Genomic DNA, 18,135 nt, shown 5'->3' with positions numbered 1-18,135 from the left:
GTCAGTTGTTGTTGCTGTCTTTGTTGTCGACGCGGTAGCCGAAGCTGAAACCGACGCCCTGGAACAACACCACGTCCGCCAGTTGCCGCGCCAGTTCACCGGCGCTGGCCAGTTTGGTTTTCGGCACGTAGAGCATGTCGTCCGGTTGCAGGTAGGCGATTTGCGGCGCTTCACCCGACAGGGCCTTCTCGACGTCGTAACGCACCGCCTGCACCTGATTGCCGTTGCGGCGCATGATCACCACCGAATCCAGCCGTGCCTTGACGTTGGTGCCACGGGCTAGGGTCAACGCTTCAAGCACCGAGACCGGCCGGCGGATCGGGTAGGAACCCGGTTGGCCGACTTCGCCAAGTACATAGATTTCGTTGCCGGCGGTGGATTTCAGCAGCACATCCACGGTCATCCGGCCCGGCAATTGCGCGTACTTCTTATTGAGGAAGCTTTCCAGTTGGTTGACGGTCATGCCTTGCAGCGGCACAGCGCCGATTTCCGGGAAACTCGCGTAGCCGTCGGTGCCGACGGTGATCTCGCGGCTCATGCCGGTGGCCGGGTGATTCAGCGCGCTTTTCAGGTTCTGCTCATTGGTCAGCGGGCTGATGATCTGCACGGTCAACTGATTGCGGTTGGGCTGGAACAGCTGTTTGCGTTGATAGGCGCGCTGGATTTCATCGCGCGCCTCGTCACTGGTCAGCCCGGCGATTTTTACCGAGGTGTTGGCGCCTGGCAGTTCAATGGTGCCGTCCGGCAGCACCAGTTGATTGCCGTTGAGCTGGCTGGCGGCGGTGAAGTTGAGGCCGATCTGGTCACCTGACTGCACGCGGTAGGCATCCGAGCCGCTGGTGCTGATATGGAAGATCACGTCCAGCACATCCTGCGGGCGAAGGGTCTGCTCGATCTTCGGCATGTCCGTCGCCTGGGCGTTGGCCGGCGCGGCGGTGAGGATATTCACCGGCATGTTCTGGGTTTCGGAATTGCTGGAGCAACCTGCAAGCGGCAGCATCAGCAGAACAAGAATCTTGGCGTTCATGGCGTCATCCTTCGCGTTCGCTTAGAGGTTTTTGTAAAGCCATTTGGGCATGTAGTACTTGCGCCGGTTGAACACGCTGCCGACCACTTTTGCGCCAGCCTGCGTCAGGCGTTGCACGGCGGCCTGAGCGACTTCCCAGCGGGTGTCTTCGGCGCGAACCACAAACACCACGCCATCGACTTGCGTGCTGATGACCAGCGTGTCGGCGGCGGAATACACCGCGTCGCCGTCGATCACCACGAAGCGGTACTGGCTGCCCAATTGATCGAGCAACGGGCTCAGGCGCTCGGCGGTCAGGTGTTCCATGGTGCGGATCGGCCGGCCATTGGGCAGTACGTGGAACGGCAGGCTTGAGACCTGCACCACGCAGTCCTGCAACAGCGGCGGGTTGTCCGGGTTGAACAGCAAGTCGCGCAGACCGCGTTCTTTGCTCAGGTTCAGTTGCTGGGTGAGGTTGCTCGCCGATTGGCTGGCGTCGACCAGCAGCACCTGGCCGCTGCTCATTTGCGCCAACTGGCTGGCCAGCGCCAATGCACTGGTGGTGGTGCCGGCGCCGGGGTTGGCAGCGGTCAGGAACAGGATCCGCAGATCAAGGTCCAGCACGGTCGAAGTCAGGTTCGATTCGCTGGGGTTGGCAATGCTCAGGCTTTTGTTGGTTGAACCGTCCATTAGCTTGCTCCGTGGCCGCTGAATACTTTGAAAGGGGTTTTCAACAGAATCTTCAGATCAAGCAAAAGGCTCTGCTCGGCGATGTAGCTGAGGTCCAACTCAACGCGCTGGTCGAAGTCGATGTTGCTGCGCCCGGAGATCTGCCACAGGCCGGTCATTCCGGGATAAATCGCCAACCGGGCGAGGTGACTGTCCTTGTACCGATAGGCGTTGAACGAGGTCGGGCGTGGGCCGACCAGGCGCATGTCGCCGGTCACTACATTGATCAGGTTGGGCAGTTCATCGAGGCTGGTGCGCCGCAGAAAACCGCCGATACCGGTGATGCGAGGATCCTTGTCGATCTTGAAATCGATGGCGTCGGCCCCGTGCTTGTTGAGGTGGCGCAGCGACTCCTTGAGCTCTTCGGCGTTGACCACCATGGTGCGGAACTTGTACATGCCGAACTTGCGGCCACGGTAGCCGGTGCGCTTTTGCACGAACATCACCGGGCCTTTGCTGGTGAGTTTGATGGCCAGCGCCAGGCCCAGCAGCAGTGGCGAAAACACCAGCAGAATGGTGATTGCACCGAGGCATGCGACCACGCGGTTGGTGCGCGACAAGGTCCATGGCCGACCGCCTTCTCGACCGGTGACCCAGCCCTGACCCTGACGATGAATCGCCGCATCAAGGCGCATGCGCTGTTCCGGATCCATGCGCTTGTCACGCTGCAGTTGTTGGATCGGTACACCTTTTTCATGTCCAGTCATGGAGTCCTCCGCTGATGTTCAGCCGCGAGCGGCGCGTGGGCGATAGGCAGTCGGGTAGTAGTCGCGAAACCATGCGATGAAGCGTCCAAGACCTTCGTCCAGCTCTATTTGCGGCTGGAACCCGGTGGCCTGGGCCAGATCGTCGGTCTCGGCGCAGGTGTTGAGCACATCGCCCGGTTGCAGCGGCAACAGCTCGACAATGGCTTTCTGACCGAGGTGTTTTTCCATCAGAGCCAGATAGGTTTTGAGCTCCACCGGGTGCTGGCCGCCAATGTTGAACAGGCACCACGGCGCCATGCTGGTGCCGGCGTCGGGGTGTTCACGATCCCACTCCGGATGAGCATGCGGCGGGTGATCGACAAGGCGGGCGATGCTTTCGACGATGTCGTCGACGTAGGTGAAGTCGCGTTGATGCTCGCCGTAATTGAACAGTTTCAGCGGTGTGCCGTCGGTGATCGCGCGGGCGAACTGGATCGGTGACATGTCTGGTCGACCCCAAGGGCCGTATACGGTGAAAAAACGCAAACCGGTGCTGGGAATACCGAACAGATGGCTGTAGCTGTGCGCCATCAGTTCATTGGCTTTTTTGGTGGCGGCGTACAGCGACAGCGGGTGATTGACGCCGTCCTTCACCGAGTAAGGCGTGTGCTGGTTGGCGCCGTACACCGAACTCGATGAGGCATAAATCAAGTGCTCGACCGGGTGGTGGCGGCAGCTCTCCAGAATGTTGAGGAAACCATTGAGGTTGCTGTCCAGATAGGCCCGTGGGTTTTCCAGCGAGTAGCGCACCCCGGCTTGCGCCGCGAGGTGGATCACCACTTGCGGGCGTTCGCGGACAAACAGTGCGTCGATGGCCGACGCATCAGCCAGGTCAACCGTGGCGAGCGGGAAATCGCCGACCTGCTCGCGCACCCATTGCACGCGATCGTGCTTGAGTTGCGGGTCGTAGTAGGCGTTGAAATTGTCCAGGCCGACCACCGAGTGGCCGTCGCGCATCAACCGCAACACGCAATGGGCACCAATGAAACCGGCCGCACCGGTGACCAGCACCTTCATGGCCGTGGCCCTTCGGGAGCGATATGGCGAAGGCCGATGCCGCTGTAATGCAGACCGGCAGCGGCAACGTGTTCCGGGTTGTAGAGGTTGCGGCCATCGATGATGACTTTCGAGCGGAGCTTTTCGGCGAGCAACTCAAAGTCGACCACGCGGAAATTTTTCCACTCGGTGCAAATCACCAGCGCATCGGCGTCTTCCAGCGTGTCGTCGCGGGTGGCGCACAGGTGCAGATCGTTGCGGTAGCCGTAGAGGCGCCGGCATTCGGACATGGCTTCCGGGTCGTAAGCTTGCACACTGGCGCCCTCGGCCCACAGGGCATCCATCAGGTAACGGCTCGGGGCTTCGCGCATGTCATCGGTGTTCGGCTTGAATGCCAGGCCCCAGATGGCAATGGACTTGCCGGCCAGACCCTGGGGGAATTGCGCTTTCAGTTTGCTGAACAGAATGTGCCGCTGCTGGTCGTTGACGTCGGTGACGCTGCGCAGCAATTTCAGCGGCATGCCGTTGTGTTCGGCGGTGTGCAGCAGGGCGCGCAAGTCCTTGGGAAAGCATGAGCCACCGAAGCCGCAGCCCGGATAGATGAAGTGGTAACCGATGCGCGGGTCGGAGCCGATGCCTTTGCGCACCGCTTCGATGTCGGCACCGAGCAACTCGGTGAGGTTGGCCAGCTCGTTCATGAAACTGATGCGGGTGGCGAGCATCGCATTGGCCGCGTACTTGGTCAGCTCGGCACTGCGGTTGTCCATGAACATCAGTTTTTCGTGGTTGCGGCAGAACGGCGCGTACAGCTCGCTCATTTGCTCGCGCGCCACGTCATCGCGGGTACCGACGATGATTCGGTCGGGGCGCATGCAGTCGGCGAGGGCGCTGCCTTCCTTGAGGAATTCGGGATTGGAGACCACGCGCACGTTCAGCTCGGATTTGCCGCGACGCAGCAACTCGCTGTTGGCAGCGGCCAGCACCTGATCGGCAGTGCCGACCGGCACCGTGGATTTGATGATCAGCGTGCGATCGGCCTCCATGTGCGAAGCAATCTGGCGAGCAACGTTGAGCACGTGGCTCAGGTCGGCAGAGCCATCCTCATCGGCCGGTGTGCCCACGGCGATGAAAATCAGCTCGGCGTGCTCCACCGCATCACTGGCCTGGGTGCTGAACGATAAGCGCCCGGCTTTAATGTTTTCTTCCAGGGTGCTGGATAAGCCCGGCTCACTAATTGGAGGAACTGCTTGTTGCAGTTGCTTGATTTTATTCGGATCAATATCCACGCACAGAATGCGGTGTCCAACATCGGCAAGTGCCGCTGCTTGTATCAGGCCAACATAGCCCGTACCAAATACGCTCACGTCCATATTGGCGTGCCTCGTAAGACGGTGGAAAGAGTTCAAATCGAGACTGTCAAAAGGGGTATAGCGCAGGGTGAGAAAAGCGTGTCAGCAAAATGACATGTTGCACCTGTATAACAGGTCACATTTTTGCGGCGATTTGCCATCAAGTGCTTGCTATTGTTGGATTTGTCCCGTCCTTGACGCTTTTTTCACAATTCAGAGAAAGCGATAAACGGTCGAATCCCCCGAAATTAAAGGCTTATAGCCGCTTGAGTGTGTCAGATTTGAGTCAACGTTTTTTTGACGCTTTCAGGAAAAGTCAGCCATTTCTTGCGCTTTGATGGCCGGGTGCTAGTGTCAGTTTTTGACCGACAAAACCTTGACCCTCTGCCGTTTCGCGCGACCGGAATAGCCATGTTTCGATACCTCAAAGAACTGCTTTTAGTTATTTATCTACTGGTTTATTCCGATTATTACATTGAGCGGTTAAATGCTATCGGCCTGGGGTTTTCTGTAGTTCTTTTTGGCGCGATGTTTTTGGCGCTTACTTTAGCGTTATATCTAACGGCGTATATACGACAGGCGCTCATTCGACATTTATTCGCATTGTTCATGTTCGCCTCGGCGGTGTTTTTTGATGTCTATACGCGGGTCACCGCGGATTACCTGAACTACAGCAGCTTTGTCTCGCTGGTGTACTCGGGTGGCTTCATCCAGGAAGCGGCGTATCAGTACCGCGATGCAATCTTGCATGGCGTCCTGAATGGCTTGTTGCTGCTGTTGGGCATTGGTCTGAAACCCCGACACTCGCTGAGGGTGCCGAATGCCTTGCGCGTAGCCGCGCCGATTTGTGGGGTTTTGCTGCTCAGCGCTGTGCTGTTTTTGCGAGCGGGCGAGGGCGCTCGTGGCTTGCCGATCATGTACACGCCGTTGGCCTACCTGAACCTGTTTGCCTATGAAGCGCTGCACAACACCGTCGGCCCGCGTGAGCCGGTCACGTTGTCGCGCGCGTCGCAAGCGGTCGGCCATGACATCGTGTTGATCATCGATGAAAGCATCTCCGGCAATTATCTGGATATCAATGCGCCGTTCGGGGTGCACAGCAACCTTAAGCAAGCCCACGCCGGCGTCGACATTTTCAATTATGGCTACGCCGCGTCCATCGCCAATTGCAGCGCCGACACCAACATCACCTTGCGCTACGGCGGCACCCGCGCTGACTACATGCGCATCAACAGTACGCTGCCGTCGATCTGGCAATACGCGAAAAAGGCCGGGCTGCGCACGGTGTACATCGATGCGCAGCGCACCGGTGGCAATCTGCAGAACCTGATGACCGATACCGAGAAAAAGGACATCGACGATTTCGTGCAATTCGACCAGACCAGCGTGCGCGATCGCGACATGGCCGCTGCTGCGAAGCTGATCGAACTGCTCAATGACGACAAGCCCGAGTTGGTGGTGATCAACAAAGTCGGCGCGCATTTTCCGGTACACGACAAGTATCCCGATGCATTCATGGCCTATCGGCCGACCTTGCCGCGCGGGCAGTTCACCGAAGTCGCCGACACGGGCGAGCGCACCGGTTTCAATGGGCAGCCGGATGACTGGGTGCTGTACCGCAACGCCTACAAAAACACCGTGCTATGGAATGTCGGCGAGTTCTTTGCACGAGTGTTCGCCCAGGCCAACCTGAGCAATGCGTTGCTGATTTATACCTCCGATCATGGCCAGGACTTGCACGAGCGCGGTAATCCGGGCCTTAACACGCACTGCGGCGGCGATCCGGTGGAGGAGGAAGGGCTGGTACCGTTGGTGGTGATTCAGGGCAGCGAATTAAAGACGCTGGATTGGCAGGCGCAACTGGCGGCGAACAAGGATCACTCCAGCCACTACAACATTTTCCCGACCTTGTTGCAGTTGATGGGTTACGACCTGGCGGGGATCGAGGCGGTGTATGGCAAACCGTTGACGGTGCCGACGGCGGATGAGTTCACCTTCAATTACCGCTTCAATGCGCGGCTGGGGGCCAAGCCTGAGTGGAAGCATATTGATCTGGGCAGCATTGTCACGCCGGGGGAGGCTGCGACCAGTGTGGCGGCTGGGCAGTAAATTTTGTATGGGCAGGACTGGCCTCATCGCTGGCAAGCCAGCTCCCACAGTGATTGAGGGTGAATTCAGGTATCTGTGAACAACCTGAATCCCTGTGGGAGCTGGCTTGCCAGCGATGAGGTCGTTTGATTCAACGCCAGGCTCTGGTCTGTCATCGGCATCCGCTATCCTTGCCCCACACTGACCCATCAGGTGGCGGCATGCTCCAGATTGAAAACGTCTGCAAAAGTTACCTCACTCCTCAAGGCTCGTTACCGGTGCTGCAAGGCGTCGACCTGACGCTCGAACCCGGCAGCAGTCTGGCGCTGATGGGCGAATCCGGCAGTGGCAAAAGCACCTTGCTGCACCTGATCGCCGGCCTCGACAAAGTCGATAGCGGCAGCATTCGCAGCGGCGAACATCGGCTCGAAAGCATGAACGAGGCGCAACTGGCGAACTGGCGGCGCACGGAAATCGGTCTGGTGTTCCAGCAGTTCAATCTGATTGGCAGTTTGCGCGTCGAGGACAATCTGGCGTTTCAGGCACGTTTGGCCGGGCGTCACGAGCCGCGCTGGCAGGCACATCTGGTGCAGCGCCTCGGGCTGAGCGATTTGCTCAAACGCTATCCCGAGCAGCTCTCGGGCGGCCAGCAGCAACGCGTCGCGCTGGGCCGGGCGCTGGCCTCGCAACCGAAGCTGCTGTTGGCCGACGAACCCACCGGCAGCCTCGATGAAGCGACCAGTGATGAAGTGCTGCGCTTGCTGCTGGAACTGCTCGACGATACGCCGACAACCCTGCTGATGGTCACCCACAGTCCGCGAGTGGCGGCGCGGCTGGCACAGCGGGTGGTGCTCTCCAACGGGCGGCTGATGTGATCGTCTTCAGGCAAACCCTGCGCGCGCTGCTGAGCCATTGGCGACGGCATCCGGTGCAGTTTTTCAGTGTGCTGACCGGGTTGTGGCTGGCCACCAGCCTGTTGACTGGCGTCGAAGCGCTCAACAGTCAGGCCCGCGACAGCTACGCACGCGCCAGCCAATTGATCGGCGGCGAACCGCAGGCCAGTCTCAGTATGCCGAACGGCGCGACGTTCGCGCAGCAATGGTTTGTCGATCTGCGTCGCCAGGGCTGGCCGGTGTCGCCGCTGTTGCAGGGCCGCTTGTTTCTCAAGGGGCACGACGATCAGCGCCTGCAACTGATGGGCATCGAACCGGTGTCGCTGCCGGCTGATTCGGCGGTGGCCGGGCAGGCCATGCCGATCGAGCGAGTGGTCGAGTTCTTCACGCCGCCGGGCAGTACGTGGATTTCCCCGGAAACCCTGCAGGTCCTGAGCCTGCAAGAAGGCGCCACCCCGCAAACGCTGAATGGCCAGAAGCTGCCGCCGCTGCTGGCGCAAAAGGACATGGCGCCGGGCGTCTTGTTGGTTGACATCGGCGTCGCGCAAACCCTGCTCGAACAACCCGGACAACTCTCACGCCTGTTGCTGCCCAAGGATTTTCACGGTGAGTTACCGGTCACGTTCAAAGGCCAGTTGCAGCTCAAGAGCAGTGGCGAGGAAAACAATCTGGCTCGACTGACCGAGAGCTTTCATCTCAATCTGGATGCTTTGGGATTTCTCTCGTTCGTGGTCGGTTTGTTCATTGTCCATGCGGCCATCGGCCTCGCCCTGGAACAACGGCGCGGACTGCTGCGCACATTGCGCGCCTGTGGTGTCAGTGCGCGAATGTTGATTGGCTGTCTTATCGTTGAGCTGGGCGTGTTGGCGCTGATCGGCGGCGTACTTGGCGTAATCAGCGGGTATTGGCTGGCCAGTGTGTTGCTGCCGGATGTCGCCGCCAGCCTGCGTGGTTTGTACGGTGCGGAAGTGGCGGGGCAGTTGCGGCTGAGCCCTTGGTGGTGGTTCAGCGGGATAGGGTTGAGCCTGCTCGGCGCCTTGCTCGCCGGAGCCAACAGTCTGCTGCGGGCGGCGCGCCTGCCTTTGCTGGCGGTGGCAGATCCGCAAGCCTGGCATCAACAATACGCGCGCTGGTTGCGGCGTCAGGGCTGGCTGGCCTTGTTGCTGGGCGTGATCGCGTTGGCGGCGTTGGTCTGGGGCGACAGTCTGGCCAGCGGATTTGTGCTGATGGCCGGGCTGCTGCTCGGCGCCGCGCTGGCATTGCCGGTGCTGCTCAGCGGCGTACTCAATCAATTGCTCGGGCGCAGTCGGTCGGTGCTCGGTCAGTGGTTTCTCGCTGACTGCCGCCAGCAATTGCCAGCATTGAGCCTGGCGCTGATGGCGTTGCTGTTGGCGCTCGCTGCCAATATCGGCGCAGGCAGCATGACTGCCGGTTTTCGCCAGACCTTCAACGACTGGCTCGAACAACGTCTGAGCGCCGAGCTCTATATCAACCCGAGCAACCCGGCTCAGGCGCGCGAGATGTATAGCTGGCTCAAACAGCAGCCGCACGTGACGGCGGTACTGCCCAACTGGCAGGTTGCGGTGACGCTGCAAGGCTGGCCGGCGGACGTGTTCGGTGTGATCGATCACCCGTATTACCGTCAACATTGGCCGTTGCTAGATGTCAGTGGCGGTGATCCGTGGGGGCATTTGGCGACCGATGATGCGGTGATGCTCAGCGAACAACTGGCCCGACGCCTGAAACTGCATGCTGGCGAACACCTGAGCATCTCCACGCCGAACGGGGCGTGGTCACCGCGCATCGTTGGCATCTATGCCGATTACGGCAATCCCAAGGGGCACCTGCTGGTCAACGTCAATCACCTGCTGCGCGGCTGGCCACAACTGACGCCGAACCGTTTCAATCTGCGCATCGATCCGCAAAACATCCCGGCATTTTTGTCCGCATTACAGGCACGTTTTGCGCTCGATGACAGCCGCATCGTCGATCAGGCGCGGCTCAAGGGCTGGTCGGTTCAAGTGTTTGAACGCACCTTTGCAGCCACCGCCGCACTGAACAGCCTGACCCTGGCGGTGGCGGGCGTGGCGCTGTTTATCAGCCTGCTGACCCAGAGCCAGAGCCGACTCGGCCAGCTCGCGCCGCTGTGGGCGCTGGGTGTGACCAGACGCCAACTGATGCTGCTGAACCTTGGTCAGACCTGGCTGCTGGCGGTGCTGACGCTGGTGTTGGCCCTGCCGTTGGGGATCGCGCTGGCGTGGTGTCTGGATGCGGTGATCAACGTACAGGCGTTTGGCTGGCGACTGCCGCTGCGGGTGTTCCCGTGGCAATTGCTGCAACTGATGGGTTTGGCGTTGCTCGCGACATTGCTGGCGTCGGCGTGGCCGTTGTATTCGCTGTACCGCACGCAACCGGCGGACCTGCTGAGGACGTTTGCCCATGAGGATTAACGCGGTTGTGTGGTTGATCGTGCTGTTGTTGCTGGGTGGCTGCGATCAAACAGTGCCCGAGCAAAAGGGTTTTGCCGGGATGGGCGATCAGGCGTCAGGGTTCACCCCGGTGGTGCCGGGGCGGGTGTTCAGCTTTCCGGCGGACCACGGCGCGCATGCGGGTTTTCGCATTGAGTGGTGGTACGTCACCGCCAACCTCAAAGATCAGCAGGGCAGGGAATTCGGTGTGCAATGGACGTTGTTCCGCAGTGCCCTCAAACCCGTCCCGGAACAGGCCGGGTGGGGGAGCCAAACGATCTGGCTGGGGCATGCGGCAGTGACCTCGGCGACTGCACACCGTGCCGCCGAACGTTATGCCCGCGGTGGGGTGGGTCAGGCTGGCGTACGCCTGACACCGTTCGAGGCGTGGATCGATGATTGGCAGTTTGTCAGTCACTCCCAGGACCCATTGAGCGATATGCAACTCAGCGCCAAGGACAAATCCTTCAGCTATCAACTGCACCTCACCGCCAGTCGTCCGCTGGTGCTGCAAGGTGACAAGGGTTTCAGTCAGAAATCCGAACAGGGCCAGGCGTCGTACTACTACAGCCAACCGTTTTTTCAGGCCAGCGGCACGCTGCAAATCAACGGTCAGACCTACACCGTCAGCGGCCCGGCCTGGCTCGATCGTGAATGGAGCAGCCAACCGCTGACTGCCAACCAGACCGGCTGGGACTGGTTCTCCCTGCACCTGGACAGCGGCGCACACGTCATGTTGTACCGCATGCGCCAGAAGGACGGCGCGCCGTATCTGACCGGTACCTGGATCGACGCTGACGGCCAGACGCAAACCCTGCACAGCGGGCAGATCACACTCACGCCAGAAGACACCGCAAGCGTCGCCGGTCGCTCCATGCCGGTGCGCTGGTCGATCAGTATCCCGGACAAACACCTCGACATCCGCCTGTCGGCGCTCAACCCCAATGCGTGGATGAACCTGCGCATTCCCTACTGGGAAGGCCCGGTCAACATCAGTGGCAGCCACACCGGCAGCGGCTACCTCGAAATGACCGGCTATTAAAGCCTCCTACACGGATTTGGGTTGAACTCCATTTGTTCGCTAAACCTCTACACAGAAACACCTGTCGAGGATTTGTCATGAGCGACGACCTGCAACCCCCGGACATGAATACCTGGCAGCGTCTGTTCGACGATGAAACCCTGTGGCAGCAGTCTCCCGACGCCCATTATTTCGACCTGCAACGCGTCGCCGACGACCTGCTTGGGCAAGGCGCCATCGACCTGGAGCAGTGGCAGATCCTGCGCGCCAAAGCTGCTGACCTGCACAAGGACTCTCCAGCGGTGAACGTCGCCCGTGAACTCGATGATCCCGAAGCCTGAGGACTCTCCCATGAAACCTATCTCTCAAAGCGAACACCCCGACGAACCGCGGCCACCGGGCGAGACTGAGCGCGATAACGACGCCCTGCGGCCCACCGATCCCAAACAGCGCGAGAACAGTGGCAAAGGCACTGCGAGCGGTGAATCGACGGCGCAGGAAACCGCGAAGCAACAAACCAAAGCCAAGCCCTGAACAGCGTCTATGCTCAGTGGCACATCTGTCGCCGAACAGGCTTCGGCGTCGGGTGCTGCCATTCATCACAGGGAAAGTACCGCTTATGAAGCTCCACGCACTGGCCAAGGCCATCACTCTCGCAACCGTATTGTCCGCCACCAGCTTCGGAGCATTTGCCGCCGATATTCCGCTGTCCGCCACCATTGAAGCGGATCAGGTCACCACTAAAGTGCTCTCCGTTGATGCTGCCAAGCATCAGGTGGTGCTGGAAGGCGCCGAAGGTCGACAGGTGCATGTTCAACTGAGCGACAAGGCAAAAAACCTCGCCAATCTGAAAGTTGGCGACAAGGTCAACGTCGAGGTTCAGCGCTCTGTCGCGGCCTATCTCGACACCGATGTGGATAAAGGTCTGCCTGGCTCCACCGAGCGTACGGGCGAGCTGCGCAACGCTCCGGGCAGCGAAAACCCGGGCGGCGAAGCATTCCGTCAGATTCAGGTGCAACTGAAAATCACCAAAATTGATTTGAAGAAAAATCAGGTGACCCTCGAAAACCCATCGGGACAATCAAAAACGCTCGACGTCAAAAAGCCTGAAATTCAGGCGAAACTGAAGGATTTGAAAGAAGGGCAGAGCGTAATCGTCACTTACACCGATATATTAAAAGTGACCAGCGAGCATGAAAGCTGAGCATTAACTCTACAGAATGATTGTTCTTGTACAGGGTTTTGTATGAGAACAATCATACTAATTGCTCCGGCTGAAGAGGTTAGGAAGTTTGCCGGGAAATATCGGCAATACACACTTTTTAACTTTCTAGTACATAAAAAACATCATGATGCATGACGACATAAGCGCCAACTTCTATTAAAATCCCTCCCGTTCGCCCAGTGTCAGGGCTCTTTACCGGTGCATGGATTGCCAGGCCATTACACTGGGCGAACACCTCCATTGGGGAGGTTGTATACAATTTCAAATAAAAAGGGCGACTGTGAAGTCGCCCTTTTTTATTGCCGATCGATTAACTCGATGCCTGGATACCGGACTTATCTTGCTGCCCCTGAAAACGCTTGAGCGTGGCCTGATACATTTTTGTCCGTCGATGATCTTTGCCGTAGGTGCCGGCTGCCGCGACGGTGCCGGACTGGATGTGATCCAAATAGCGAAAAATCTTCCGTGGAGACAGAAACTTGATGCCGTAGCCGCGCCCCATCATGCGGTCCTGTAGCGTATAACCGGGCACGCGATCGTCCAGGCAGAAGTGCAGGCCTTGCGACTTGATCAACCGAGCATTCCACAATGTACAGAAACTTTTCAGATGTGTTTCTCTGTAGGGTTTTGGCTCTTTTGAGCGCAAGCCAAACTGCTGTTTGGCGCGACGAATATAATGCTTGCAAAAGCGCGAAGTTAAGCGCCAGGTATCTCTCACTGCACCCCGATTGATTTGCTCTACACAACCGACCGCTGCAATATCAGCCGACTTCGTGCACTCGCGCATCATCATCGCGAACACTTCCTTGTCGTAGACAAAGGTGTCGGTGTGCAAAAGAAACAGATAGTCGGTTTCAACTTTCGCCAACGCCAGATCCAACGCTTTGCCATGGGCGATGTGCCCAGCTTCTTTACCGGGTGACGGGCGCTCGATCAAGTTGATCCAGTCCAGAGAACGCAAATAATCCAGACTTTCATCGGCCGAATCATTGTCCACCACCCACACTGGAATACGCTGTTCCTTGACGTGCTCGCGCAATAATTCCAGGCACATTCTGGTGAGGTCCGGGGTTTTGTAATTGACCAGGACAAGACTGAACGTCGACGGCTGTTGGGCGGGTAAATCAAACGTTGTCATTGGCAAGGGCTCATCCGCAAATTAAGGGGCGACAGTGCTTCTTGAACCGGGATGCTAACGAAGCAACCTTAGGCCAACCTTAATTTGCCGTTTCGGCAGTGGGGGGCGGGTGAGGTGGTACGCGGCAAACGCCGCAGCTTTCCAATGACTTCCACGCTAGAATGCGTGCCCCTGAAACCGCCCCAAGGACGATAACGGCGTCGCCGTTGTGTCACGGATGAAACCACTTTCCCTCTACCACCCCGCCTTGTACTGGCTGCGCGTGTGGCAAAAAAGACTGTTCCGCCAGATCGCCTGGTACTGTTCGAGCAAACGCTACGCACGGCCTGCCGCCGCTGAACGTCTGCCATTTCGTTACCTCAAACACACCTCGAAACTGATCCGCAAACTTGGTGACTCCGACCCAGTCCTGCAACACAACAAGGTTATCAACCTCAAACTCGCCGTCGCCGCCATCGATGGCGTCATTATCGGCCCTGGCGAACATTTCTCTTTTTGTCGTCTGGTCGGCCGTCCGACCCGCCAACGTGGCTATGTCGAAGGCATGGAACTGTCGTTCGGCGAGGCTCGACGCGGTGTGGGTGGTGGCATCTGCCAACTGAGCAACCTGATTCACTGGATGGCCATTCATTCGCCGCTGGTGGTGATTGAACGATCCAATCACAGCTTCGATCCGTTCCCCGATGAGGGCCGGGTGTTACCGTTCGGCTCCGGGGCAGCGATTTTTTACAACTACATCGATCTGGTACTGCACAACCCGACGGATCGCCACTTTCAGTTGAAGCTGCATGTCGGTGAGACGCAGCTCGAAGGCGAGTTGTTGTGCGATCAAGTGCGCGCGTATCGCTATCACGTATTCCAGGAGGCGCACCGCTTTGTACGGGAAGCAGGACGGGTATTCCGCGAGAACGAAATCTGGCGAGAAGTGCGAAACAAGGGGCAGGTGGGTGAGTTGGTGAAACGCGAACGGCTTTATCGCAATCGCGTGGTGGTCAAGTATGAAGTGGCCGACGAGTTGATCGGGTAGGGCGCGAATAGATGTTTTCTGGACATGCGCGCCAGAGATGATCAGTTTCTGAAATACAACTCGTCCAGTTGGCGTCTGCGGATCGACAGATACTCATCCCAAACCTTGGAGAATTCCTCGTCGCGGGTCAGCGGGAATGTCAGATAAATGTGCATGCCCACCACGCTGATGTATTGCCGCTCACGCTTGAACGCTGGCTGCTCGTAATGCGAGATGCTCTCGTCGTAGGCGTGATGGTAGTGATGGATGCTCGCTCGATGGGGCGCGATCATGCCCCGCGCAAAGTCGATCACCCAGCAATGATCAATCGCTGCACTCAAGTAGCCGTACACACCATCGCTTGAGAGCCGAATGCACGAACTGGCCTGAGTGCCGTCCTCATCATTGACCAGAATGATCTGGTCAGCGAAGTACTCAATAGTCCTGCCGTCCGGCCCTTGCAGAAACAAGCCCCAGCCTTCAGCCCCCATGCGGAACTCGCCCCGGTTTTCAAAAGTGGCCGTCCAGCCGTTGGCGAGGGTGATCTGATGTTTATTCATGGGGTTTCCAAGTCTTCGGGTTAAAGCGTTTCGATCCGCGGTTTCATGGTGATCTAAAGCGTGTTGGAAAGTGCCCGTCACTGGCGAGTGTCCTGCTGTGGCTGCGTCAATACGATGCTGCCTGCGAATGTACTTATGAAGCAACGCCGCGATCTGATCCGGGTTTCAGCATCAATCGTTGGTCTTCCTGACGGTTTCGGCAGCGCTCGGCAAAATCCGATGCGGCGGATGGATCGTTCAGGAACAGCGCGTAAGAGTCGCTGCTGATTTCGTAGTACTCCTCGTAATCCACCAAACGGTTGCTCACCGGGATGGAAAGGTACGGTGTACCAGAGAGGGTTTCGATACCGAGGGTGAAGCGTTCGGTCCGGTTGATGAACGTGTCGTTGAATTTCAATCTTCACCTCGCAGGCGCTCGCTGGAGTCATGAGTGTTCAGGTGGCCAATGCCTAAAGGCTCATGTCTGCTTCGATGCGTTCTTCATAACTCGATAGTTTCTTCATGATGTTTTCGTCGGTCGAATACTTGTTCTTTAACTGCATCAATTGCTTGTCCGTGCCCTTGCAAGCTTGATTGATGGCGCTGATCACCTGGCTGAGGTTGTCTGGGTCTGCCGGATCAGGTTCGGGGATTTCTCCTCTGAGAGTGTCGCAGTTGTCTCGGTTTTTGGTGAAGCTGGATACGTCGGGTGGGAGCGGACTGGTGGTATCGGTTGCTTGAGAAACAGCGGGAAATGTCAGTGCGAGAATCAGGAAGTAGGGGCCCGCGGTGTTGATTGTCATGCCTGCCATTGGTGACTTCCATTCATGAAGGCTTGACCTGTCGACGGTAATTCGAGACAGGTAACGGTCTCTTGAAAACAGACACTTGCGGCTGCCAGATGTGTATGACGTCATGCCTTATCCTGGTTTTGCAAATAGCAGGGATGCTGCATTTCCGGGTTGTGCCTGTTTTTGATAAATGACTTCAGGAGTTCCGATTGCCCAAAGCAGTCATGCGACTTGTGTTTCTTGCATCAGTTCGGCTTCACGCTTTGCGATGGCTTCTTCCAATTCCGGGGAACGCTTGGCCCATTGTTCGGGTGGCAGCGGTTTTGACCATTCGATGATGTCGGGGTAGAGCAGATCGGGTGGGTAAGACAGTTTCAAGTTCTGCAGCTTTTCCGCGAAATAGGTTCCCAGAATCGTGATGCAGAATATCCCCCATACAACACCTATCAGGTCTCCCTTACGCAGATCGATGATGAGCGAACCGATTTGCGATTTTTCGTAGGGGGTAATACCCACTCGACTATTGGGTACGGCGTCCGGTCCTACCTCCATGTAACTGCGAGTGCACTCCCACAACGCCATGGCCGTGGTGCCGCCGCCACAGTTGAAACCGAATGAAAAATGCTTGTTGTCTTCCTTAGCCTGCGGATCCGGGTTTTCAAAGCCGATGATCAACAAGCCCATGGTGGCTTTACCGGCCTGGCTCACTGAGGAATGTTGTGTTGCTGCCGCCGTGACGCTTTCCCAAGGCACCAACCAATATTCGCCATTCTCCCGCGGTACACATACTTCACGACGTTGCCGATTGAAGCGCACGGGTAAGGGGACATCGCGGAATAAGGCTTGGATCAAAATCCAAATAGGGATGGCCAAAATAGCGGCACCCAAATACAAAATATCCTCGCTGAAATCAGAGTTGAGATTTCGAGTAAAGAAAGACATTGCTAAAAACACCATCACGCCCGTCCACATCACCATCACTGCTGAACCGATGCTGTAATTGCCAATGTCGAGAAATACGTCGTTCTTTCGCCAGATGGTGTTAAGCACATCACAGGGTTTTTCACCGGTTGGGATGGATAGCGGCGCTAAATAATCGTTGCGCGAAAACAACCGTTTTTTTGTAGTGCCTGCCGGTGGCGTACTCATCTGCTTCCCTTGGCTTTATAAGTCCCGCTACTCATCATCAAGCTAATGCTTGATCTGTCTGGGCGGCTAATTCGGCTTCACGCTTGGCGATAGCTTCTTCCAGTTCTGAGGAACGCTTGACCCATTGTTCGGGTGGCAGCGGTTTTGACCATTCGATGATGTCTGGATAGAGCAGATCAGGAGGAGGAGAGAGCTTCCATACTTGCAACATCATTGCGAGTGGCCCGCCCAAGAATATGGCTCCGATAATCAGCCACAAGGCTTTATCAATTTCCAGGGCTCGCATGTGCTGAATAATGCCGCCCATGTATTCACAACAAACGCCCCAAAACACATTTCTGCCGCGTAACTTGTCCCGACCCCTTTCAAAGTCATTGGTGATCGGTAACGCTTCTGGCCCTATCTCCATGTAGCTGCGCATGCACTCCCACAAGGCCATAGCCGTGGTGCCACCGCCACAGTTGAATCCGAATGAAAAATGTTTGTTGTCTTCTTTGGCCAGCGGGTCTGGGTTTTCAAAGCCGATTATCAACAAGCCCATGGTGGCTTTACCGGCCTGGCTCACTGAGGAATGTTGCGTCGCTGCTGCGGTTACGCTTTCCCAAGGCACCAGCCAATATTCACCATTCTCTCGGGGCACACATACTTCACGACGTTGCCGATTGAAGCGCACGGGCAAAGGCACCTCGCGGAAAAGGCCCTTAACAATAAAGAGTGCGGGTACTCCAATTATGATTGCTCCTACAATCAAGATCATTGCCGGCTTGGGGGTGATGTACGTCATCAGCGCTAGTACCACGACCATCGGCCATAGCACCATCACCGCCGAACCGATGCTGTAGTTTCCGATGTCGAGAAAAACCTCGTTTTTTCGCCAGATGGTGTTAAGCATATCACAGGGTTTTTCACCGGTTGGAATGGGTAGCGGCGCCAAATAGTCGTTGCGCGAAAACAATCGTTTTTTTGTAGTGCCTGCCGGTGGCGTACTCAT

19 protein-coding genes are annotated in these 18,135 nt (G+C 57.5%); 8 read left to right on the top strand and 11 right to left on the bottom strand.

The window, feature by feature from the left end; all coding sequences use genetic code 11:
* Position 1: 1 nt before the first annotated feature.
* Genes JFT91_RS22110 through JFT91_RS22090 form a run of 5 tightly spaced genes read right to left on the bottom strand, consistent with a single transcriptional unit; the run spans position 2 to position 4,847 of the window.
* Positions 2-1,027, bottom strand: a complete 1,026-nt coding sequence (locus tag JFT91_RS22110) for a polysaccharide biosynthesis/export family protein (protein ID WP_201227055.1) — start codon at positions 1,025-1,027, stop codon at positions 2-4.
* Positions 1,028-1,048: 21 nt separating this feature from the next.
* The gene (locus tag JFT91_RS22105) at positions 1,049-1,696 is read right to left on the bottom strand and encodes a CpsD/CapB family tyrosine-protein kinase (RefSeq protein ID WP_008084477.1); all 648 of its coding nucleotides are present in this window, start codon (positions 1,694-1,696) and stop codon (positions 1,049-1,051) included.
* On the bottom strand, positions 1,696-2,442 hold the full coding sequence (locus JFT91_RS22100; RefSeq protein WP_201227054.1) for a sugar transferase: 747 nt from the start codon (positions 2,440-2,442) through the stop codon (positions 1,696-1,698). The genes JFT91_RS22105 and JFT91_RS22100 overlap by 1 nt, the downstream gene beginning before the upstream one ends.
* 18 nt (positions 2,443-2,460) lie before the next feature.
* Positions 2,461-3,498 (bottom strand): NAD-dependent epimerase, encoded by a 1,038-nt coding sequence (locus JFT91_RS22095; protein WP_201227053.1) that lies wholly within the window; start codon positions 3,496-3,498, stop codon positions 2,461-2,463.
* On the bottom strand, positions 3,495-4,847 hold the full coding sequence (locus tag JFT91_RS22090) for a UDP-glucose dehydrogenase family protein (RefSeq protein WP_201148713.1): 1,353 nt from the start codon (positions 4,845-4,847) through the stop codon (positions 3,495-3,497). The genes JFT91_RS22095 and JFT91_RS22090 overlap by 4 nt, the downstream gene beginning before the upstream one ends.
* A gap of 390 nt (positions 4,848-5,237) precedes the next feature.
* Between JFT91_RS22090 and JFT91_RS22085 the strand changes: the two genes are divergently transcribed.
* The 7 genes from JFT91_RS22085 to JFT91_RS22055 all read left to right on the top strand — a co-directional run bounded on the left by JFT91_RS22085 (position 5,238) and on the right by JFT91_RS22055 (position 12,500).
* A complete protein-coding gene (locus tag JFT91_RS22085) occupies positions 5,238-6,935 on the top strand; it encodes a sulfatase-like hydrolase/transferase (RefSeq protein ID WP_201233856.1) in 1,698 nt (565 codons plus the stop codon).
* Between the two features lie 200 nt (positions 6,936-7,135).
* Positions 7,136-7,789 carry an ABC transporter ATP-binding protein gene (locus JFT91_RS22080; protein WP_201227051.1) on the top strand — a complete coding sequence of 218 codons (654 nt, stop codon included), beginning with the start codon at positions 7,136-7,138 and terminating at the stop codon, positions 7,787-7,789.
* Entirely contained in the window at positions 7,786-10,257 is a 2,472-nt protein-coding gene (locus tag JFT91_RS22075; protein ID WP_201233855.1) for an FtsX-like permease family protein, read from the top strand. The genes JFT91_RS22080 and JFT91_RS22075 overlap by 4 nt, the downstream gene beginning before the upstream one ends.
* On the top strand, positions 10,247-11,317 hold the full coding sequence (locus JFT91_RS22070; protein ID WP_201233854.1) for a lipocalin-like domain-containing protein: 1,071 nt from the start codon (positions 10,247-10,249) through the stop codon (positions 11,315-11,317). The genes JFT91_RS22075 and JFT91_RS22070 overlap by 11 nt, the downstream gene beginning before the upstream one ends.
* Before the next feature lie 77 nt (positions 11,318-11,394).
* A complete protein-coding gene (locus JFT91_RS22065) occupies positions 11,395-11,637 on the top strand; it encodes a hypothetical protein (protein WP_201202450.1) in 243 nt (80 codons plus the stop codon).
* Positions 11,638-11,647: 10 nt separating this feature from the next.
* Positions 11,648-11,830, top strand: coding sequence for a hypothetical protein (locus JFT91_RS22060; RefSeq protein ID WP_201202451.1), 183 nt, complete (start codon positions 11,648-11,650; stop codon positions 11,828-11,830).
* Positions 11,831-11,915: 85 nt separating this feature from the next.
* A complete protein-coding gene (locus tag JFT91_RS22055; protein ID WP_201205207.1) occupies positions 11,916-12,500 on the top strand; it encodes a hypothetical protein in 585 nt (194 codons plus the stop codon).
* Positions 12,501-12,831: 331 nt separating this feature from the next.
* Here JFT91_RS22055 and JFT91_RS22050 read toward each other — a convergent pair whose 3' ends face one another.
* Positions 12,832-13,659, bottom strand: coding sequence for a glycosyltransferase family 2 protein (locus JFT91_RS22050; RefSeq protein ID WP_201233853.1), 828 nt, complete (start codon positions 13,657-13,659; stop codon positions 12,832-12,834).
* A 217-nt stretch (positions 13,660-13,876) separates the two neighbouring features.
* Between JFT91_RS22050 and JFT91_RS22045 the strand changes: the two genes are divergently transcribed.
* Positions 13,877-14,686 carry a VanW family protein gene (locus tag JFT91_RS22045; RefSeq protein ID WP_201202454.1) on the top strand — a complete coding sequence of 270 codons (810 nt, stop codon included), beginning with the start codon at positions 13,877-13,879 and terminating at the stop codon, positions 14,684-14,686.
* Positions 14,687-14,727: 41 nt separating this feature from the next.
* Here the strand turns inward: JFT91_RS22045 and JFT91_RS22040 are convergent, their stop codons facing one another.
* The 5 genes from JFT91_RS22040 to JFT91_RS22020 form a co-directional block, all read right to left on the bottom strand.
* Positions 14,728-15,225: a hypothetical protein gene (locus JFT91_RS22040; protein ID WP_201202455.1), complete on the bottom strand. Its 498-nt coding sequence runs from the start codon at positions 15,223-15,225 to the stop codon at positions 14,728-14,730.
* Between the two features lie 133 nt (positions 15,226-15,358).
* The gene (locus JFT91_RS22035; protein ID WP_201202456.1) at positions 15,359-15,622 is read right to left on the bottom strand and encodes a hypothetical protein; all 264 of its coding nucleotides are present in this window, start codon (positions 15,620-15,622) and stop codon (positions 15,359-15,361) included.
* Positions 15,623-15,674: 52 nt separating this feature from the next.
* Positions 15,675-16,016 carry a hypothetical protein gene (locus JFT91_RS22030; protein ID WP_242489331.1) on the bottom strand — a complete coding sequence of 114 codons (342 nt, stop codon included), beginning with the start codon at positions 16,014-16,016 and terminating at the stop codon, positions 15,675-15,677.
* Positions 16,017-16,217: 201 nt separating this feature from the next.
* Entirely contained in the window at positions 16,218-17,144 is a 927-nt protein-coding gene (locus tag JFT91_RS22025) for a hypothetical protein (RefSeq protein ID WP_201233852.1), read from the bottom strand.
* A gap of 37 nt (positions 17,145-17,181) precedes the next feature.
* Positions 17,182-18,135 carry a hypothetical protein gene (locus tag JFT91_RS22020; protein WP_201233851.1) on the bottom strand — a complete coding sequence of 318 codons (954 nt, stop codon included), beginning with the start codon at positions 18,133-18,135 and terminating at the stop codon, positions 17,182-17,184.

It is taken from the genome of Pseudomonas sp. TH08 (assembly GCF_016651275.1).
In the GTDB taxonomy this organism is placed as follows: domain Bacteria; phylum Pseudomonadota; class Gammaproteobacteria; order Pseudomonadales; family Pseudomonadaceae; genus Aquipseudomonas.
This window is presented reverse-complemented; position numbering and strand designations above follow the sequence as displayed.